The following is a 20994-nucleotide window of genomic DNA, read 5'->3' as shown; positions in this document are numbered from 1 at the left end:
ACCGCAGATCCGATGCAATTGCGTAAGTGCTTTGGACATGGCTACCCAAACGTGCTGCCACTGACCAGACATAGGCATTCGGGATGTCGGGTGGACGCCTGGAAGGCTGAGTTTCATGGATTTTGCCCATCCGCCAGTCAAAATGATGGCAATGAGCCGCACTGGGTGATTGAATCCACGCGAAGCGCCAAACATCCCATGCCTACCCAGCACCCGATTCGAGATCGTAAATCATGGAAGAACTTTGCTTGGACTCACACAGTGTCGATTTGACTGCAGCAACGCTGGCTAGCAAATTCGTAGGCGATATTTCTGGTGTTTTCAGGGTGCCTGGATACCAACGTGGCTACCGTTGGGACACTACGGATGTGGACCGCCTGCTGAACGACATCTGGCAGGCGTTGAAAACCGCAGAACTGGACCAGCCCTATAATCTACAGCCCATTGTGGTCAAACAGCATTCACGAGGCTCTACGGCGCAAACATGTCAATGGGAATTGGTCGATGGGCAGCAGCGCTTGACCACGATCTACCTGATACTGCTCTACATGCATAAAACGGGTTTGAACAAGGCCCCGCTGCCCTATTCACTGCACTACGAAACCCGCCCAGGGAGCGCAACATTTCTCGAAAGGCTCGGCGATGAGGAGCTGGAAGACTACGACAGCAACATCGATTACTTCCATTTGCACAGGGCTTATCGCTGTATTGGTCAGTGGTTCGATAAACACGGTGCTCGCACTCAATTCGCGGCCAACAAATTCTACGAAGCGCTGTTCGAGAAAGTCGCGGTGATCTGGTATCAGGCCCCCGAAGACATGGATGCCACGGCCCTGTTCACTCGATTGAACGTCGGCCGGATACCGCTGACGGATGCGGAGTTGGTCAAAGCGTTGCTGCTGTCCAGGATCAAGGTCGAGCATGCCGATCGAGCCGCCGAGGTCGCCAGCCAATGGGACATCATCGAGCGCGATCTCCATGCCCCCGAGCTGTGGGGTTTCATCTGTGGCAATTCGCCGAAGGTTACCGACCGCTACCCGACCAGGATCAGCCTTTTGCTCGATTCGCTGGTATCCGGCAGCCAGTCACGCAAGTCGACCCGCTACCATACCTTCGAGTCTCTGCGGCCGGATATCGAAACAGACCCACTGGCATTCTGGCTGCAGGTTCTCAACCTGCATGACCTGATGCTTGGCTGGTTCAACAACCGCAACCTGTTTCATAAGGTGGGTTATCTGGTACTCACAGGGACGGACTTCGGAGAACTGGCTCGTTTGTCCGCAAACCAGAGCAAACGTCAATTCGAACAGGACCTGGATCACCGCATCCAAGATTCACTGAGCCTCAAAGCTTCGGACGTGGAAGCGCTCAGCTATGACGACCGAAAGCACTACGACAAGTTGCTGAACCTGCTGTTGCTGGTGAATGTCGAAACCATGCGCCGGGTGCCACACGCCAACCAACGCTTCCCCTTCCACATGCACACCGATACGGCATGGTCGCTGGAGCACATCCATGCGCAGGATGCCGAGAACCTGACCAAGGCCGAACAATGGCAAACCTGGTTAAGGCTGCATTTGACCGCGCTCAGTGAGCTGGCGCCCGATACCGTCCCGCAACAGTCGCAGCTGTTTGAGGAACTGAAGACAGCGCTTGAGCAAGTCGGCACGGCGCAGAACTTTGGCAACACCTTTCAAGACCTGGCCAGTCGTGTCGTCGCCGCTTTCAATGCGCCCGACGAGCAGACTGCCTCTGCTCATGGCCTGCACTCCATCGCCAACCTAGTCCTGCTGTCGAGGTCGGACAACAGCCTGCTGAGCAACGCGGTGTTCGAGGCCAAGCGGCAAATGCTTCTGGATGTAGACCGAAAGGGAGGCTACATACCGGTGTGCACGCGCAATGTATTCCTCAAGTACTACACCCCGGCGAACGCGCACCAGAACCATTTCTGGGGCCCTCAGGATCGCAATCATTACCTCGATACAATCCTCGAGATCGCCAAGCCCTATTTCCTGAACGAAGAGAAAATGGCATGAACCACACACTCACGTCGTACATTTCACTCTTCGACAAAAACTTGCAGGCGACTCATCGAATCCAAAGAATCGAAATCCCGCTGATCCAGCGCGACTATGCACAAGGCCGTCATGGCGCATCGGTGGAGCGAATCCGCAAGGACTTCGTCGACGCCTTGCATGATGCCGTCATGCATGACGACCGTCCCATCAGCCTGGATTTCATCTATGGCGATGTCGTGGACGGCACCCTCTATCCCCTGGATGGCCAACAACGCCTGACCACGCTGTTCCTGCTGCACTGGTACCTGAGCTGGCAGGCCGGCGAGCCCATCGAAGGGCAAGCATGGCGCAACTTCACCTACGCCACCCGCGCCAGTGCCCGACAGTTCTGCGAGGCATTGGCCAACTATCGACCACCCGCCGGCGAGACCGATTTGAAGGGTTGGATTGTCGATCAGCCCTGGTATTTTCACGGGTGGCAACATGACTCCAGTATCCGAGCCATGCTGGTCATGCTGCAGGCGCTGGAACAGCGTTTTGCCAGCGCCAGCAGCGAAGCATTCGCTGCTGCCTGGGAACGTCTTGCCGCGACCGACCATCCGGCAATCAGCTTCCACCTGCTGCCGGTGGTGAAGAACAAGCTCAATGACGATCTCTATATCAAGATGAACTCTCGCGGCAAGCCGCTGACGCCGTTCGAAAACTTCAAAGCGCATTTCGAGACGTTGCTCAAAAGCGCCTGTCCTGCACAAGCCGACGATTTCGCACACAGGGTTGATACCGTGTGGACGGACGTCATCTGGGCTTACAAGGACGCTGATCAGCTTATTGATGATCAATTCATGCGCTACTTCCGTTTTGTGTTTGACCTTTGCGCCTGGCGCGAGGGTAATCGCGCCGACAGCAAGGCCAGCCTCGATCAGTTGGCACAAAGCCTGTTTGCCAGCGACCAAGCGAAGGCGGTCGAGCACCTGAACTACCTGTTTGCAGCCTTCGATATCTGGGTCGACCTGGACACGAGTGATGCCTTCAACACCTGGCTGCGTGCAGCCGACGCTCGATCCCCATCGGCCCTGCTGCTGTTCAATCCTCTGCGCACCCAGCCCGGCCAGAGCCGCATCGACCTCTTCGGTGGTTGCTGCCGGCATTACGGGGATTCCGAGTGGAGTCAGGCTCATAGCCTTCTGCTCTACGCAGTGCTGCTGCATCGCATGCACAACACCGCTGATTTCCCTGAACAGTTACGTATCGTGCGCAACCTGATCGAAGCGTCCGGTGGCGGTGAGATGCGCGCCCAGAACATGCCCGCCTTATTGGAAGATGTACGCCGTGTCATAGTCGACGGAACCCTGGACGGCGTATCGACCTTCAATCAGAAGCAGATCGCGAACGAAAAGGACAAGATCAACCTACTTGCCGCCCACCCGTCGCTGCGAAAAGCGGTCTACCAACTGGAAGACAACAGCGTGCTGCACGGCGCACTGGCCGTGTTCGACCTCGACCCAGCTCTGGACCCTGCAATTTTTGCCCAACGTGCCTTAGCGTTTCTTACCTTGTTCGAAGATGCTCACTGTTGGCCACAGTTGACCGGCGCACTGCTCTCGCTGGGCGATTATTCGCGCAAGCAGGATCGTTATGGCGGCTACCGATTTTTCGATTTCGGCTCGCCGCGCAGTGAAGCAGTCTGGCGGGATCTGCTTGCGAGCAGAAAGAGTCCCCAGTTGGTACAACCCCTTACCGAACTACTCGATCAGGTCGCGCAAAGCGGTAACGATCTCGCCGTACTCAAAGAGATTCAGCAGGCGTTCCTCACCGCGTGCGAACGCGACCACGTGCTGGACTGGCGTTATTACCTGGTCAAGTACCCGCGCATGCGTGAAGGTAACTCGGGCCGCTATGCCATCAGCCAACGTGGCTACAGCATTTGCATGCTGGACAAGACAGTCATGCGCAGTTACTACCGCGACCCCTATCTCTCGGCGGTGGCGACCACGAGCGGCTTGAAGGTTCCAGACAACAACCTCTGGTTTTATGGATACGAAACCCTGCGTCGCGGGCTGGAACGAACGGGTGGTACTGTCACCATCGAAAGTGTCGACGACGGATGGAAACTCGAAAACTTACCTGACGACCCTGAACTCGCACGGAATATGGAGGACTTACGTGCAAGCTTCAACATCGGCAGTGACCAGATATATCGAGTGCCACAGGAAAACGGCATAGATGCTACTGACCGGATCATACAGGGTGCCAAGTTGCTCCTTGCAATGGATGAGCTCGGTCTCTAGCGGCAGGATCGGCTCAAGGGTTAGCCGGTTTCTGATTAGTAAGACTGTTGACGATGGTTGTCCAAATGTCGGCTTTGCCAAAAGCCGACATCTGCCCCCGACTGATCAGGGACAGACCGGCTTGAGTACCAGTTTTCGAAATACTGGCTTGATCCATTGATTCACCATTACAATTCCACTCTAACCAAGGAGTGAAATCGGATGGCGTTTTACATCGAAAGTGTGGGTGAGGCCGTGATTAGCCTTCAAAATGAGGAGTTTCGAGTTGACTCCGACACCTTGAAGCAAGGTGATACTGTTCAGACAAGTCAACAAGCCTATGATGAGGACGACGTCGAATTCGAAACTTCGTTCTTCGCTATATCGCGGGGTGAAAACACCGAAGAAAAGCAGCTCTTCACATGGAGGGTGGAGTACACCCAACACTTCAGCACTGGCAAGCTATTTATTAACGCCACTGAATGTGTAACTCCAGGCGCGCTAATGATAAAAGACCTCAGCTTCAGTGTAGCCGTAGATGAAAATGAGTAGTTAAAAGGAAGTTTTCACCGGGCGCTTTACTTTAAGCGCCCATAGCCTCAGCCATTACATGCACTAACGATGGATGGGCGCACATCTACATCGAATCTATTCAATGTGACGAGCCTCGAGAAAGCTTACTTTGCCAGTCGCTTCGAGCTTTGCCTGACTACCCGGTTCGGGCCTGCCTCCGAACACCAGAAAAATCGACCTCCCACAACGCTTATCATGCGACGATCTCAGCTCAAGCAATGCGACATGATGGGTTCACGCTTGCCCTGCCTCCTGAGACCATCTGACTGGCTCCACCCGCCCTCACTGCTGCGACAGGCACGGGAACTCTGCCAGCTGCAGGACGAAAACATCCACCGTAAGCAGTTGGTGATCGGCCTCGCCCTAATTTGTCATATCCTTCTGGTGGTGATCAGAAAAAATCTGAAGACAGCTAGTCGTGTCGATGTCAGCTAGCCCCCCCAATAGAAAATTCGCGAAAAGGAAAAGATCGCAGCCAATACAATCAGAACTGATCAGACTTGACAGGTTTCAACGCGACGAAGCCCCGAATGGCCCTTTAAGAGCTTTTTGCTAACGGTGACCCAACGGTGACCAAAATGATCAAATCCCAGAAACAACAAAGCCCGGTCGTTTCCGAACCGGGCTAAGTCATTGAATAATATGGTCGGGACGGAGTGATTCGAACACTCTACCCCTAGCACCCCATACCATCACCAGCAGACTCCTGCTGCGCGTTCAGAAAATCCATTGAACGTCGACCGCTCTGCGCCATGTATGCTTCTGGCCTAGGTGGAGCAAAGCCGACCTCTAGGGCATCTAATAAATCCGCCCAATATTGCATCATCCTACGTCTCGGCTCGACGTATTCTGCATGATTGTATGCAGCCCGAATTTGGTTGGTATCAGCGTGTGAAAGCTGCGCCTCAATCCACTCTTCTACAAAGCCAACCTCGTTAAGCGCCGTGGAGATGGTAGCCCTGATGCCATGACCGGTGAGCCTTCCTTTGTAACCCATACGGCTAATCGCGGTGTTAAGGGTATTTTCACTGATCATTTCCTGCGGTTCGTATCGGTGAACCAGCAGATACCGCGCACCGCGCGCCCTTAACTGCATCAGCCGCTGCACAATTGCAATTGCTTGGGTAGACAGCGGAACCACATAAGGTGGGATCTCATTCCCCTGGGTTCGAACACGACTCCGGAGTTGCTTGACACCCTCCGGCGGCACCAGCCAGATCCCCTTGTCGAGGTCGAATTGGTCTGGCGTCGCCGCCCGTAGCTCTCCTGTACGTACCCCTGTCAACAGCAATAGACGAATACCAAGCCGTGTCGCTTCTGCACACCCATAGTGGGTTACGGTCCTGAGCAGTCCTGGAAGTTCATTTACCTGGAGGAAGGGATTATGGCGAACTGGCCGCGGCGTCTCGGCAACGATATCAAGATCTGCTGCTGGGTTCACATCAACGAGCCCTTCCGCCATGGCAAAACGGAAGATCTGGTTGAGCCAGGTGCGCACCTTCCGAGCAGAGACCAGCGCCCCTCTGCGCTCAATTCGCCTAATGAGCTCCAGCACGTCACCACGAGAAATATCTGAGATCGGAAGATCGCCCAAACACGGCAGCATGTCCTTCTTCAGGTATTTGCTCGCTTGCCCTGCACTGCCCTTCTTACTTTTCGTCAGCTTTTTACTTCGGAACTCATGCCAGCGACCAGCAACCGCTTCAAACGTGTTGTTGGCGGCGTGAGAGGCTTTTTGGCGCTCGGCGCGACGATGTGAGCGGGGATCGATATTGTTGGCCACCAGCGCACGTGCAGCCTCTCTCCGCTGGCGAGCCTCCTTGAGACTGACGTCGGGATAGATGCCAAGGGAAATACGCAATTGCTTGTCATGCCAATAGAAACGGAAATGCCAGCGCTTCGAACCCGTCGTGGGCACTTGCAGAGATAAGCCATCCCCATCAGTTAACGTATAAGGCTTGCTGGCGGGCTTGGCTTGCTTGATCGCTGTATCTGTCAGAGCCATCAGACACCTCCTTTTGCATCAAGGAGGGGAATACAACCCAGCGGTAGACGGACCAATACGAAAATTGATGCGTAAGGAATCGTAAAAGGCTGTGCCAGCGGTGTACTTAAATGTGTACTTAAAAACCGTGGCTGGAGATGGATTCCAGTGGAATTCAGAAAACGAAAAAAGCGGCTCAAGGCCGCTATTTCCGTAGCTTCCAGGCGTTCAGTGGGCCTTAGTGGAAGCAAATATGGCGCAGCGGACGGGACTCGAACCCGCGACCCCCGGCGTGACAGGCCGGTATTCTAACCGACTGAACTACCGCTGCGCGAAACGCTTGAAACGAATGGTGGGTGATGACGGGATCGAACCGCCGACATTCTGCTTGTAAGGCAGACGCTCTCCCAGCTGAGCTAATCACCCTTCGCTTCGTTACGGGGCGCATTATGCCACAAGTTTTCGTAATGTGTTGATTTAATTGAAGTTTTTTTCAAAAAATCCGAAAACCGGTGAAACGACACAAACCCGATGGAACAAGGTACAAACTTGAGACAGAAAAAAACCCGCTTTAGCGGGTTCTTCCGTGGTGACCTGGCGTTCAGTGGTCCAGGTTACCGAATATGGCGCAGCGGACGGGACTCGAACCCGCGACCCCCGGCGTGACAGGCCGGTATTCTAACCGACTGAACTACCGCTGCGCTAAACACTTGAAACGAATGGTGGGTGATGACGGGATCGAACCGCCGACATTCTGCTTGTAAGGCAGACGCTCTCCCAGCTGAGCTAATCACCCTTCGCTTCGGTGTGGCGCGCATTCTACGGAGCGACCCTACCTCTGGCAAGCACTTTTTTAAATAATTTTCCGAGGCCTTCCAAAGGCTTAGAGAAGGGTTGGCCTATGCCACGGCGAAGACAATAATGCCCCCCTTTGTATAAAGGAGAGACTCACCCCATGTGGTTCAAAAACCTGCTTATCTATCGCCTGACCCAAGACCTGCCTGTCGATGCCGAGGCGCTGGAAACTGCACTGGCCACCAAACTGGCGCGTCCATGTGCAAGCCAGGAGTTGACCACCTACGGTTTCGTCGCGCCATTCGGTAAAGGCGAAGATGCTCCACTGGTGCATGTCAGCGGTGACTTCCTGCTGATTTCTGCACGTAAAGAAGAACGCATTCTGCCTGGCAGCGTCGTGCGTGACGCGGTCAAGGAAAAGGTCGAAGAGATCGAAGCCGAGCAGATGCGCAAGGTCTATAAGAAGGAACGCGATCAGATCAAGGATGAAATCATCCAGGCTTTCCTGCCGCGTGCCTTCATCCGTCGCTCGTCGACCTTTGCGGCCATTGCGCCGAAAACGGGTCTGATCCTGGTCAACTCGGCCAGCCCGAAACGTGCCGAAGACCTGCTCTCCACGCTGCGTGAAGTGATCGGCACCCTGCCCGTCCGTCCGCTGACCGTGAAGATGGCACCGACCGCTGTGATGACTGATTGGGTCACCACGCAAAAAGCCGCCGACGATTTCTATGTACTGGACGAGTGCGAACTGCGCGACACCCACGAAGACGGCGGTATCGTGCGCTGCAAGCGCCAGGACCTGACCAGCGAAGAAATCCAGTTGCACCTGAGCACCGGCAAAGTCGTCACTCAGTTGTCGCTGGCCTGGCAGGACAAGTTGTCGTTCATGCTCGACGACAAAATGACCGTCAAGCGCCTGAAATTCGAAGACCTGTTGCAGGATCAGGCGGAACAGGACGGCGGCGACGAAGCTCTAGGCCAACTGGACGCCAGCTTCACCCTGATGATGCTGACGTTCGGCGACTTCCTGCCGGCGCTGGTTGAAGCGCTGGGCGGGGAAGAGACTCCGCAGGGGATCTAAAGACCAGCGGAGTTCAAACTGTGGGAGCGGGCTTGCTCGCGAAAGCGGTGTGTCATTCAAATATATATTGGCTGACCCGACGCCTTCGCGAGCAAGCCCGCTCCCACAATTGGTTTTGTGGTGTGACTAATAATAAGGATCGGGCCATGCGCGCACTGGCTGCACTCAGCCGCTTTGTCGGCAACACCTTCGCTTACTGGGTTCTGATTTTCGCCGTCGTGGCGTTCCTGCAACCGGCATGGTTCCTTGGCCTCAAAGGCGCCATCGTGCCGTTGCTCGGACTGGTGATGTTCGGCATGGGCCTGACCCTCAAACTCGACGACTTCGCTGCCGTTGCCCGCCACCCATGGCGTGTGGCGCTGGGCGTGGTCGCGCATTTCGTGATCATGCCCGGCGTGGCGTGGTTGTTGTGCCAAGCGTTTCACCTACCGCCAGAAATTGCTGTCGGCGTGATTCTGGTTGGCTGCTGCCCCAGCGGCACCTCCTCCAACGTGATGACCTGGCTGGCCCGCGGCGACTTGGCGCTGTCGGTGGCCATCGCCGCCGTCACCACCCTCCTCGCCCCGCTGCTGACCCCGGCACTGATCTGGCTGCTGGCCTCGGCGTGGTTGCCGGTGTCATTCATGGAGCTGTTCTGGTCGATCCTGCAAGTGGTGCTGCTGCCGATCATCCTCGGCGTCGTTGCTCAACGTTTGCTCGGCGATAGGGTTCGCCACGCGGTCGATGTGTTGCCTCTGGTGTCGGTGGTCAGCATCGTGATCATCGTCACCGCCGTGGTAGCGGCCAGTCAGGCGAAAATTGCCGAATCCGGCCTGCTGATCATGGCCGTGGTGATGCTGCACAACAGCTTCGGCTACGTGCTGGGTTACTTCACCGGGCGCCTGTTCAAGTTGCCGTTGGCCCAGCGCAAATCGCTGGCACTGGAAGTCGGGATGCAGAACTCCGGTTTGGGCGCCGCGCTGGCCAGCGCGCATTTCTCGCCATTGGCGGCAGTGCCGAGCGCGCTGTTCAGCGTTTGGCACAACATTTCCGGGGCACTGCTTTCGACATACTTCCGGCGAATGAGTGAGAAAGAAGATCGTCAAATGCTGTCACGACAAACAGCGGACTGATTTCAAAACTTGATCCCTGGGTTAATGCTCGTCAGACTATTTCGCAACGCGGGGACGACCCTGCGGCTCGATCGAGTCATCAACCCGGGGACGACCCCATCAATCGATGGAGGTCTCCCATGTCCTGGATCATTCTGTTTTGCGCCGGCCTGTTTGAAGTCGGCTGGGCCGTCGGCCTGAAATACACTGACGGCTTCACCCGCCCGCTCCCCACCGCACTGACCGTTGCGGCCATGGCCATCAGCCTTGGCCTGCTGGGCCTTGCGATGAAGGAGTTGCCGCTGGGCACGGCTTATGCGATCTGGACCGGCGTCGGTGCCGTGGGCACGGTGATTGCCGGAATCATTTTGTTTGGCGAGTCGATGGCGCTGATTCGGTTGGCCAGTGTGGCGTTGATCATTACCGGGTTGATTGGCCTCAAGGTCAGCGCTTAGGCCACAACTGCTTTCGCGAGCAAGCCCGCGCCCTCAGTTGACCGTATTCCTCTGACAGAACGCGGCTGAATGTGGGAGCGAGCTTGCTCGCGAAGGGGCCCTTGAAGTCAGCGACTATCTGACTGTCCCGCGCAACGCCCCCACCAACTCCTGCAATTTCGCCGGCTGCGCGGCTTCCACAGCCACCGCCGGTCCGGCCACCAACGTCACCCGCGACCACAACCGGCGGAACACGCCCTTGTTCGGATCGCGACTGAAGAAACTCCCCCACAACCCCTGCAATGCCAGCGGAATCACCGGCACCGGTGTCTCCTCCAGAATCCGCGTCAGTCCGCCCTTGAACTCGTTGATCTCGCCATCGGCCGTCAACTTGCCTTCCGGAAAGATACACACCAGCTCACCGTCCTTCAGATACTGGGCTATCCGGCTGAAGGCCTTTTCGTAGATCTGAATGTCTTCGTTGCGTCCGGCAATCGGAATTGTCCCCGCCGTGCGGAAGATAAAGTTCAGCACCGGCAAGTTGTAGATCTTGTAGTACATGACAAAGCGAATCGGCCGACGCACCGCGCCGCCAATCAGCAAGGCGTCGACAAACGAAACGTGGTTGCACACCAGCAGCGCTGCACCTTCATCCGGAATCGCTTCCAGATTGCGATGCTCCACGCGGTACATGGAATGGCTGAGCAGCCAGATCATGAAACGCATACTGAACTCGGGAACGATCTTGAAGATGTAGGCGTTGACGCCGATGTTCAGCAGCGAAACCACCAGAAACAGCTGCGGAATCGACAACTTGGCCACACTCAGCAACACGATCGAGACAATCGCCGAGACCACCATAAACAGTGCGTTGAGAATGTTGTTGGCCGCGATCACCCGCGCCCGCTCGTTCTCGGCGGTGCGCGACTGAATCAGTGCGTACAGCGGCACGATGTAGAAACCACCGAAAACGCCAAGACCGAGAATGTCGACCAACACTGCCCAGGTGTGTGCGAAGCCGAGCACTTCGGTCCAGCTATGGCCGGTGACGCTGTCGGGAATTCCACCGGAATGCCACCACAGCAGCAGGCCAAACACAGTCAGGCCGAACGAGCCGAAAGGCACCAGGCCGATCTCGACTTTGCGCCCGGAAAGCTTTTCGCAGAGCATCGACCCCAGCGCGATACCGACCGAGAACACCGTAAGAATCAGCGTGACCACGGTCTCATCACCGTGCATCCACTCCTTGGCGTAGGCCGGGATTTGCGTCAGATAAATCGCCCCGACAAACCAGAACCACGAGTTGCCGACAATCGAGCGCGACACCGCTGGCGTCTGGCCCAGACCCAGTTTCAAGGTCGCCCAGGACTGGCTGAAGATGTTCCAGTTCAAGCGCATTTGCGGCGACGCAGCCGCCGCACGGGGAATGCTGCGGCTGGCCAGATAGCCCAGCACCGCGATGCCGACGATGGCGGTCGACACCAGTGGCGCGTAATGAGTAGAAGACATGATGACCCCGGCACCGATGGTCCCGGCCAGAATCGCCAGAAACGTGCCCATCTCCACCAACCCGTTGCCACCCACCAGCTCATCCTCGCGCAATGCCTGCGGCAGGATTGAATACTTCACCGGCCCGAACAAGGCCGAATGCGTGCCCATGGCGAAGAGCGCGACCAGCATCAGTGACAGATGATCGAAGAGAAAACCGACCGATCCCACCGCCATGATGGCGATTTCCGCCAGTTTGATCAGACGGATCAGCGCGTCCTTGGCGAACTTCTCACCGAACTGTCCGGCCAGCGCCGAGAACAGAAAGAACGGCAGGATAAACAGCAGCGCGCACAGGTTGACCCAGATGGAGCGGTCACCTTCGATGGTCAGCCGATAAAGAATGGCGAGGATCAACGACTGCTTGAACACGTTGTCGTTGAACGCACCGAGCGACTGCGTGATGAAAAACGGCAAGAAGCGCCGGGTGCGCAGCAGGTTGAACTGTGAGGGGTGGCTCATCTTCCGTGTGTACCTGTTTTTGTAGAGGGAGGCCTGGATACTTCTTATTGGAATCTCGAACCGCGATCCAGGCCACACCTTACCTAAACTTTTCAGGTTATTTCTTCAAACCTGCAATGCACGGCGAGACAAACAGCTCGCCGCGCCAGGCGCCTTGCAGGGTTCGCTTGCCGACAATCAGCCACATCACCGCCAGCAAAGTAACCAACACCGTGCCGAAAATACTGAAAAATGTCAGGTTGAGCGTGCTCGCCAGCTTCAAGGTTGCCAGCGAATACACGCCCAACGGGAAGGTGAATCCCCACCAGCCGAGGTTGAACGGGATGCCGTCACGCAGATAGCGAACGGTGATCAGCAACGCCATCAACATCCACCACAAGCCAAAGCCCCACAAAGTGATCCCAGCGACAAGTCCCAGACCCGCAGCGATTTCACCGATGCCCGGCAGACCGTTGGCCGCGAAGATGGCCGGCGCATCAGCGCCCAGCAGCAACATGCCCAGCGCCCCGGTGCCGATAGGTCCGAGTGCCAGCCAGCTCGACGCTGCCATGTTTTCGTGAGGCAATTTGTGCAGGGCCATACGCAGCAGCAGGATGGTCAGAATGCTGAACGCTACCGGTAGGGAAAATGCCCAAAGCACGTAGCTTGTGGTCAACACCACCAGTTGCGAGTGGGCATCGGTCAGGTGCGGGGCGAGCAAACCACCGCTGGCCGCCGCGACTTCCGCAGCCACGACTGGCAACAGCCAAACGGCGGTCATCTGATCAATGCTGTGTTCCTGGCGCGTGAACATCATGTACGGGATCAACACGCCGCAGGCCAGCGACATCGCCACATCAACCCACCACAGCACTTCAGCAAGCTGAATCACCCCATCGCCCCAGCGCGGCAGACCGAACACCAGGAAGCCGTTGATGATCGTCGCCAGCCCCATGGGAATGGTGCCGAAGAACATCGACACGGTGGAATGGCCGAAAATCCGCCGCGCCTCGTCGAAAAACAGCATCCAGCGGGCGGCGTAAGCAGCACTAAACAATGAGAACAACAGGATGTTGAACAACCACAACCCTTCGGCCACAGCGTGCATCCCGGGAAGGGTCAACGGCAATTGCGCCAGTGCCAACGCCAGCACGCCGGTGCCCATGGTCGCGGCGAACCAGTTAGGGGTGAATTGACGGATCACTTCACGCGGATGCTGAAGTTGATTGAACGGCTTGATGCCGGGTTTGGCGCTGTTGGGGCAAGTCATCGTGAACTCCTGTCCTCTGGTGAGGTTGAGTCCATGGTAGAACCGAATCGAATATCTATATAACGGGTAATATCTCTAACTGTTATCTATTTTACCAATAAGCAGTCAAACGCTACCTTCGCTCTCGATCACCAGAATCCGCGCCGCGCCTTGCGGATGGGCGACATGCTCGGTGCCAACCGAGGCGTAGAAGATGTCGCCAACGTCAAGCTGCACCTGTTTTTCTTCGCCCTCCTCGCGGTAATGCATCGACACTTGCCCATCGAGCACCACGAACACTTCCTCGCCATCATTGACGTGCCATTTATAGGGCTGATCGGTCCAGTGCAGGCGTGTGGTAATGCCGTTCATGTTGGCGATGTCCAGCGCACCCCAGGCTCGGTCAGCAGTGAAAGTTTTGCTGCGAATAATCTTCATGAGTCGATCCGTGAGAAGAATGGCCGGGCAAGGCTAACCGAAACCGCGCCGGTTATGGAGCGTTGCACACCTTGGCCGGTTGAGCACGCAGACTGAGCAACAAAGCGCCTAGCGCCAACACGATCAGCACCGCACCATAGCCATCGGTGGTCGCGAGCAAACCAAAGCGGCATGCCAAGTATCCGGCGAGCAACGCTGGCAGGCAGAACGCCAAATAACTCAGCGCGTAGTACGCCGACATCAACCCGGCGCGCTCATGAGCCAAGGCCAGTGGCACCAGACTGCGCACGGCGCCGAGGAACCCGGCGCCAAAGCCGCAGCCTGCCACCAGCGTGCCGAGGAAAAACAGCGACAGACTGGCGCTGTGCACGCCAAGCAGAATCAGCACCAGCCCCATCGGCAGCAGACTCGCACCCAACTGCAAGGCCCGTTTGGCGCTGCGACTGCGCAGGGTGAAGATCATCAGTGCGCCGGTCACGGTCAATGCCGCCACGGTTGCGCCGCCGACCAGGTTGGAAGTGGAACCGGTGGCGGCGCGCACCAGCGATGGCGCGAGGGAGGCATAGAAACCGCCGAGCGCCCAGGTTGCGGTGTTCAGCGGCAACACTCGCCACAACGTTGCACGGGCCTGAATCGGTACATGCAACGTCGGCCGCAATGACGCCCACGCCCCGGCTTGCGGCGTTACACTTTCCGGCAAACGCCAGACGTACAGCGCCTGCACCACAAACAGCGCCAGCAGCAGCCAGTAAGTCAGTTGCAACGGCGCCGGGGCGAACTCGGCCAGCAACCCGCAGCCCATGCCGCCCAGCGCCATGCCCAGCAGCGGTGCAACGCTGTTGATCAACGGCCCTTGCTGGCGGTCGGTGTCCAGCAACGTGGCGCTTAAAACCGCGGTGGCCATGCCGGTGGCGAAGCCTTGCAGAACCCGCGCTGCAATCAACCCACTGACGCTGTCGGCATAAATGAACAGCAACATCGCCAACGCATTGAGCAGCACAGCCGTGAAGATCACTGGTTTGCGCCCCAGGTGATCGGAGAGCGAACCGACGGTTAATAACGCCGCCAGCAGACTCAGTGCATAGACACCGAAAATCAGGGTCAGCACTGCTGCCGAGAAATGCAGCTGATCCTGATACAGGTGATACAACGGCGTCGGCGCAGTGGAAGCGGCGAGAAAACTGAGTAAGGTGATCGCCAGAAACCACAAGTTCGAACGATGGGAAACGGGACTATTCATGGGCACACTCCGCTAAAGCTAATTTTTTGCTTTTGCGGAGTGTGCTACCGCCCAACGCTTAAAGCAAATTCTTTGTGTTAAGGTCTGCCGCATGGCTATTAAAGAAGGTTTACGCCCCGGCGGTCGCAGCACCCGGGTGCAAGAGTCGATTCACTCGGCTGTTCACGCACTCCTGCAAGAACAGGAGCGCTCAAGCGTGACCGTCCCGCAAATCGCGGCGCGCGCAGGCGTTACGCCGTCGACGATCTATCGGCGCTGGGGTGATTTGGCTGCGTTGCTGGCCGACGTCGCCCTCGCCCGCATGCGCCCCGACAGCGCGCCGGCTGAAACCGGCAGCCTGCGCGGCGATATTCGCGCGTGGGCCGAGCAGTATCTCGATGAAATGAGTTCCGAGCCTGGGCGCAACATGATGCGCGACGTGCAGGCGAGCGCGACGCCAGGCCATTGCGTGACGATTATCGGGGCGCAGTTGCAGACCATCATTGAGCGCTACCCCGATGAGCCGGCACCAAGCGTTGATCGGCTGATCAATCTGGTGGTGTCGCCGGTGGTGTTTCGCATTCTGTTTTCGGCGTCGGCGCTTGAGGTGCAAGAGCTGCATCGGTTGATTGATATCGCGTTGCAGGGCTGACGTCTTCGCGAGCACGCTCGCTTCCACAGGGGAATACGTTCCAAATGTGGGAGCGAGCCTGCTCGCGAAAAAGCCCGACAAGTCACCATGAAAACCACCCGGTTCCACATCTGCGACACCCCGCCACGCCAAGACCTTGGTCGACACTGACTAACCGCCACACTCATGCGAGACTGTCCGCCCGGGCAGGAGTGCCAGGGAGTCTTCTGTCGGGAGTGTTGCATGTCGTTGTCCACCGGGCTGATCGCCGCCGTCGCCCTGGCCTATATGGCCATCATGTTCGCCATCGCCTTCTACGGCGACCGTCGCAGCACACCGCTGCCACCGCGAATGCGTGCCTGGGTGTACAGCCTGTCGCTGGCCGTTTACTGCACCAGTTGGACATTCTTCGGCGCAGTCGGCCAGGCCGCCGAGCAATTGTGGGCATTTCTGCCGATTTACCTCGGGCCAATCCTGCTTTTAGTGGGCGCGCCGTGGGTTCTGCAAAAAATGGTGATGATCAGCAAACAGGAGAACATCACCTCCATCGCCGACTTCATCGCGGCGCGCTACGGCAAATCACAATCGCTGGCGGTGGTCGTGGCGCTGATCTGCCTGGTTGGCGTCCTGCCCTATATCGCCCTGCAACTCAAAGGTATCGTCCTGGGCGTTAACCTGTTGATCGGCGCCGGCGTCGACGCCATGGGCACTCGCGGCCAGGACACGGCGCTGATCGTGTCACTGGTGCTGGCGCTGTTCACCATTGTCTTCGGCACCCGCAACCTCGATGCCACGGAACACCACCGGGGCATGGTGTTGGCGATTGCGTTCGAATCACTGGTCAAACTCTTCGCGTTTCTGGCCGTCGGCGCCTTCGTGACCTATGGCCTCTACGACGGTTTCGACGATCTGTTCAACCAAGCGATGCTCGCCCCGCGCCTTGAGCAATACTGGAAAGAGACCATTAACTGGCCTTCGATGGTGGTGCAGACCGGCGTGGCGATGATGGCGATCATCTGTCTGCCCCGGCAGTTCCACGTCACGGTGGTCGAGAACATTGATCCGCAGGATCTGCGCCTGGCCAAATGGGTGTTCCCGGCATACCTCGCCTTGGCCGCGCTGTTTGTGGTACCGATCGCCCTCGCCGGTCAGATGCTGCTACCGAGCGACGTGCTGCCCGATTCGTTCGTGATCAGCCTGCCACTGGCGCAGGCCCATCCGGCGCTGGCGTTACTGGCGTTTATCGGCGGCGCTTCGGCGGCCACCGGCATGGTGATTGTCGCCAGTGTGGCGCTGTCGACGATGGTCTCCAACGACATGCTGTTGCCGTGGTTGCTGCGACGCAATAACGCCGAGCGCCCGTTCGAAGTGTTCCGTCAGTGGATGCTCTCGGTACGGCGCGTAAGCATCGTGGTGATCTTGCTGCTGGCTTACGTCAGCTATCGCTTGCTGGGCTCGACGGCGAGCCTGGCGACCATTGGCCAGATCGCCTTCGCCGCGGTCACCCAACTCGCCCCGGCCATGCTCGGCGCCTTGTACTGGAAACAGGCGAACCGCCGTGGCGTCTTTGCCGGCCTCGCCGCTGGCACGTTCCTGTGGTTTTACACGCTGGTTCTGCCTATTGCTGCCCACAGTCTGGGTTGGTCGCTGAGCAGCTTCCCGGGGTTGGCTTGGCTGCACGGCAACCCGCTGAACCTGCCGATCTCGCCGTTGACTCAAGGCGTGGTGCTGTCACTGGCGGGTAACTTCACCCTGTTTGCGTGGGTCTCGGTGTTATCCCGCACACGGGTGTCGGAGCACTGGCAGGCCGGGCGTTTTATCGGCCAGGAAATCAGCGCCCGCCCGAGCGCGCGCTCGATGCTGGCGGTGCAGATCGACGACTTGCTGCAACTGGCGGCGCGGTTTGTCGGTGAAGAACGCGCGCGGCAGAGCTTCATTCGTTTCGCTTATCGTCAGGGCAAAGGCTACAACCCGAACCAGAACGCTGACGGCGAATGGATCGCCCACACCGAGCGCTTGCTGGCCGGTGTACTCGGCGCTTCTTCGACGCGCGCTGTAGTAAAAGCCGCTATTGAAGGTCGGGAGATGCAACTGGAGGACGTCGTGCGTATCGCTGACGAAGCTTCCGAGGTCCTGCAATTCAATCGTGCGCTGCTGCAAGGTGCGATTGAAAACATCACCCAAGGCATCAGCGTGGTCGACCAGTCGCTGAAACTGGTGGCCTGGAACCGTCGTTATCTGGAACTGTTCAACTACCCGGAAGGTTTGATCAGCGTCGGCCGGCCGATTGCCGACATCATTCGCTACAACGCCGAGCGCGGTTTGTGTGGCCCCGGCGAAGCGGAAGTACATGTTGCCCGACGCCTGCACTGGATGCGCCAGGGTCGCGCGCACACTTCCGAACGACTGTTCCCCAACGGCCGGGTGATCGAGCTGATCGGCAACCCGATGCCCGGCGGCGGTTTCGTCATGAGTTTCACCGACATCACCGCGTTCCGCGAAGCCGAGCAAGCACTGACCGAAGCCAATGAAGGATTGGAGCAACGGGTCAGCGAACGGACGCAGGAATTGTCGCAACTCAACGTCGCGTTGACCGACGCCAAGGGCACCGCCGAGGCGGCGAACCAATCGAAAACCCGTTTCCTCGCCGCCGTCAGTCATGACCTGATGCAGCCATTGAACGCCGCACGACTGTTCTCTGCCGCCCTCTCCCATCAGGACGACGGCTTGAGCAGCGAGGCGCAGAAACTGGTCCAGCACCTCGACAGTTCGTTGCGCTCGGCTGAAGACTTGATCAGCGATCTGCTGGACATTTCGCGCCTGGAAAACGGCAAGATCAATCCGGATCGCAAGCCGTTTGCAGTCAATGAACTGTTCGACACGCTGGGGGCGGAGTTCAAGGCGCTGGCCCAGGAACAAGGTTTGACGTTCCGCGTGCGTGGGAGTCATTTGCGCATCGACAGCGACATCAAGTTGCTGCGCCGGATTTTGCAGAACTTCCTCACCAACGCTTACCGTTACGCCAAAGGCCCGGTTTTACTGGGTGTGCGGCGACGTGACGGGGAATTGTGTCTGGAGGTCTGGGATCGTGGGCCTGGTATTCCGGAAGACAAGCAGCACGTTATTTTCGAGGAGTTCAAACGCCTCGACAGCCACCAGACGCGCGCCGAAAAAGGCCTCGGCCTTGGGTTGGCGATCGCCGATGGCTTGTGTCGCGTGCTCGGTCATACGCTGCGGGTGCGCTCTTGGCCGGGGCACGGCAGTGTGTTCAGTGTCAGTGTGCCGTTGGCTCGCACGCAAACCACACCGGTGGGCGTGGTTGCCGAGATCAATGGCAAGTTGCCGAGCGGCGCTCAGGTGCTGTGCATCGACAACGAAGACAGCATTCTGATCGGCATGAACAGCTTGTTGAGCCGCTGGGGCTGCCAAGTGTGGACGGCGCGCAATCGTGAAGAATGCGCCGCACTGCTCAGCGAGGGGGTGCGGCCGCAACTGGCGTTGGTCGACTATCACCTTGATCACGGCGACACCGGGACCGAGTTAATGGCGTGGTTGCGCACAACTCTGGGCGAGCCGGTGCCGGGCGTGGTGATCAGCGCCGATGGGCGCCCCGAGATGGTCGCGCAGGTACACGCGGCGGGCCTGGATTATCTGGCAAAACCGGTGAAACCGGCGGCGTTGCGGGCGTTGTTGAGTCGGTATTTACCGCTGTAAATCTCGGTTTGCAGCGAAACGGCTGATGCCTTCGTGAGCAAGCTCGCGCGCCCAGAGTTCAGGTGACCCTCGTGGGCGCGCACTGGTGGTGATTATTCGGGTAGCTCGACCAGCCCATCGACATCCGTCATTGCCCGCTCGAGCAAACCTGCCGGCAAGCTCTTACTGGCCCGCGCACCCAGCAGCTTGAGCTGTTCACTGCGACTGACCAGATTGCCGCGCCCTTCTGTCAGTTTGTTACGCGCTGAGCTGTAGGCTTTGTCCAATTGCTGCAGGCGATTGCCAACCTCGTCCAGATCCTGAATGAACAGCACGAACTTGTCGTACAGCCATCCGGCGCGCTCGGCGATTTCCCGGGCGTTCTGGCTCTGGCGTTCCTGCTTCCACAGGCTGTCGATCACTCGCAGAGTCGCCAGCAACGTGGTCGGGCTGACGATGACGATATTGCGGTCGAACGCTTCTTGAAACAGGCTGGGCTCAGCCTGCAATGCTGCGGAAAACGCCGCTTCGATCGGTACGAACAGCAAGACGAAATCCAGGCTGTGCAAGCCCTCCAGGCGCTTGTAATCCTTGCCGGCCAAGCCTTTGACGTGATTGCGCAGGGACAGCACATGTTGCTTGATTGCCACCTGCCCCAGCGTGTCGTCATCCGCTGCCACATATTGTTGATAGGCCGTGAGGCTGACCTTGGAGTCGACCACCACTTGCTTGTCGCCCGGCAGGTAAATGATCACGTCGGGCTGGAAGCGCTCACCGTCCGGGCCTTTGAGATTGACCTGGGTCTGATATTCGCGGCCCTTCTCCAGACCTGCGTGTTCCAGCACCCGCTCAAGAATCAGCTCACCCCAGTTACCTTGGGTTTTCTGGCCTTTCAGGGCGCGGGTCAGGTTGGTCGCCTCGTCGCTCAAACGCAGGTTGAGCGCTTGCAAACGCTCCAGTTCCTTGGCCAGCGAGAAACGCTCACGGGCCTCGGCCTGATAGCTTTCTTCCACGCGTTTTTCAAAGGACTGAATGCGTTCTTTCAGCGGATCGAGCAACTGGCCGAGACGCTGCTGACTGGTTTCGGCGAAACGTTGTTCACGCTCATCGAAGATCTTGCCCGCCAGTTCGGCAAACTGCGCACGCAGCTCATCGCGCGAGCCTTGCAGGTCGTTGAGGCGTTGTTGATGGCTTTCCTGCTGCTCACGCAGTTCGGCGTTCAGCGAAGCCGCCTGAGCGTCGAGGCGCCGCAGTTCAGCCTCTTTGTTGGCACGCTCGATATTCCAGGCATGGGAGGCGTCACGGGCATCGTCGCGCTCGATTTGCAGCAGTTCGACTTCGCGGCGCAGTGCCGCCAGATCGGCCTGTTTGGTCGCGTTGGCCTGCCCTAGGTCAGCGACTTCGTCGCGGCTGGCATCAAGCTGAGCGTTGAGCCCGTCCTGCGCCAGTTGCGCCATGGCCAGCCGCTCTTCGAGCAAGGCCACCTCGGCTTGTCCGGTGCTCGCCCGCCGTTGCAGTTGCCAGGCCAGCGC

The 20994-nt window shown here is 58.1% G+C and carries 14 protein-coding genes and 4 tRNA genes; 8 read left to right on the top strand and 10 right to left on the bottom strand.

Features of this window, described 5'->3' with window-relative positions:
- Positions 1-233 precede the first annotated feature (233 nt).
- From K5E40_RS19815 to K5E40_RS19805, 3 genes are all read left to right on the top strand, one after another.
- A complete protein-coding gene (locus tag K5E40_RS19815; protein WP_170037956.1) occupies positions 234-2036 on the top strand; it encodes a DUF262 domain-containing protein in 1803 nt (600 codons plus the stop codon).
- Positions 2033-4306, top strand: a complete 2274-nt coding sequence (locus K5E40_RS19810) for a DUF262 domain-containing protein (RefSeq protein ID WP_221732222.1) — start codon at positions 2033-2035, stop codon at positions 4304-4306. Before K5E40_RS19815 ends, K5E40_RS19810 begins: the two co-directional genes overlap by 4 nt.
- 201 nt (positions 4307-4507) lie before the next feature.
- Entirely contained in the window at positions 4508-4837 is a 330-nt protein-coding gene (locus tag K5E40_RS19805) for a hypothetical protein (RefSeq protein WP_170037952.1), read from the top strand.
- Between the two features lie 697 nt (positions 4838-5534).
- On the opposite strand, the gene K5E40_RS19800 is transcribed toward K5E40_RS19805, so the two are convergent.
- The 5 genes from K5E40_RS19800 to K5E40_RS19780 all read right to left on the bottom strand — a co-directional run bounded on the left by K5E40_RS19800 (position 5535) and on the right by K5E40_RS19780 (position 7638).
- Positions 5535-6863, bottom strand: coding sequence for an integrase arm-type DNA-binding domain-containing protein (locus tag K5E40_RS19800; protein WP_042558340.1), 1329 nt, complete (start codon positions 6861-6863; stop codon positions 5535-5537).
- Between the two features lie 233 nt (positions 6864-7096).
- Positions 7097-7173, bottom strand: a tRNA-Asp gene (locus K5E40_RS19795).
- A gap of 19 nt (positions 7174-7192) precedes the next feature.
- A tRNA-Val gene (locus K5E40_RS19790) sits at positions 7193-7268 on the bottom strand.
- 198 nt (positions 7269-7466) lie between these two features.
- A tRNA-Asp gene (locus K5E40_RS19785) sits at positions 7467-7543 on the bottom strand.
- Between the two features lie 19 nt (positions 7544-7562).
- Positions 7563-7638: transfer RNA gene (locus tag K5E40_RS19780), tRNA-Val, on the bottom strand.
- A 159-nt stretch (positions 7639-7797) separates the two neighbouring features.
- Here K5E40_RS19780 and rdgC point away from each other — a divergent pair.
- The 3 genes from rdgC (at position 7798) to sugE (ending at position 10264) form a co-directional block, all read left to right on the top strand.
- The gene (gene rdgC, locus K5E40_RS19775; RefSeq protein ID WP_221732221.1) at positions 7798-8718 is read left to right on the top strand and encodes a recombination-associated protein RdgC; all 921 of its coding nucleotides are present in this window, start codon (positions 7798-7800) and stop codon (positions 8716-8718) included.
- 146 nt (positions 8719-8864) lie between these two features.
- Complete coding sequence (locus K5E40_RS19770; protein ID WP_221732220.1) at positions 8865-9830, top strand: bile acid:sodium symporter family protein; 966 nt, start codon at positions 8865-8867, stop codon at positions 9828-9830.
- Positions 9831-9949: 119 nt separating this feature from the next.
- Complete coding sequence (sugE, locus tag K5E40_RS19765; protein WP_221732219.1) at positions 9950-10264, top strand: quaternary ammonium compound efflux SMR transporter SugE; 315 nt, start codon at positions 9950-9952, stop codon at positions 10262-10264.
- Positions 10265-10378: 114 nt separating this feature from the next.
- Here sugE and K5E40_RS19760 read toward each other — a convergent pair whose 3' ends face one another.
- The 4 genes from K5E40_RS19760 to K5E40_RS19745 form a co-directional block, all read right to left on the bottom strand.
- On the bottom strand, positions 10379-12253 hold the full coding sequence (locus K5E40_RS19760; protein ID WP_221732218.1) for an MFS transporter: 1875 nt from the start codon (positions 12251-12253) through the stop codon (positions 10379-10381).
- Between the two features lie 97 nt (positions 12254-12350).
- Entirely contained in the window at positions 12351-13502 is a 1152-nt protein-coding gene (locus tag K5E40_RS19755) for a TDT family transporter (RefSeq protein WP_221732217.1), read from the bottom strand.
- Between the two features lie 105 nt (positions 13503-13607).
- Entirely contained in the window at positions 13608-13919 is a 312-nt protein-coding gene (locus tag K5E40_RS19750; RefSeq protein ID WP_221732216.1) for a cupin domain-containing protein, read from the bottom strand.
- Between the two features lie 52 nt (positions 13920-13971).
- Positions 13972-15159, bottom strand: a complete 1188-nt coding sequence (locus K5E40_RS19745; RefSeq protein ID WP_221732215.1) for an MFS transporter — start codon at positions 15157-15159, stop codon at positions 13972-13974.
- Positions 15160-15250: 91 nt separating this feature from the next.
- On the opposite strand from K5E40_RS19745, the gene K5E40_RS19740 reads away from it, so the two are divergent.
- A complete protein-coding gene (locus K5E40_RS19740) occupies positions 15251-15790 on the top strand; it encodes a TetR/AcrR family transcriptional regulator (RefSeq protein WP_221732214.1) in 540 nt (179 codons plus the stop codon).
- A 222-nt stretch (positions 15791-16012) separates the two neighbouring features.
- Positions 16013-19483 (top strand): PAS domain-containing hybrid sensor histidine kinase/response regulator, encoded by a 3471-nt coding sequence (locus K5E40_RS19735; RefSeq protein WP_221732213.1) that lies wholly within the window; start codon positions 16013-16015, stop codon positions 19481-19483.
- 92 nt (positions 19484-19575) lie between these two features.
- Here the strand turns inward: K5E40_RS19735 and rmuC are convergent, their stop codons facing one another.
- Complete coding sequence (rmuC, locus tag K5E40_RS19730) at positions 19576-20940, bottom strand: DNA recombination protein RmuC (protein WP_221732223.1); 1365 nt, start codon at positions 20938-20940, stop codon at positions 19576-19578.
- Between the last annotated feature and the right edge of the window lie 54 nt (positions 20941-20994).

The organism is Pseudomonas baetica, from assembly GCF_019733355.1.
Taxonomy (GTDB): Bacteria; Pseudomonadota; Gammaproteobacteria; order Pseudomonadales; family Pseudomonadaceae; genus Aquipseudomonas; species Aquipseudomonas baetica_A.
The sequence above is the reverse complement of the archived record's forward strand: the minus strand, read 5'-3'. Positions and strand labels throughout refer to the sequence as shown.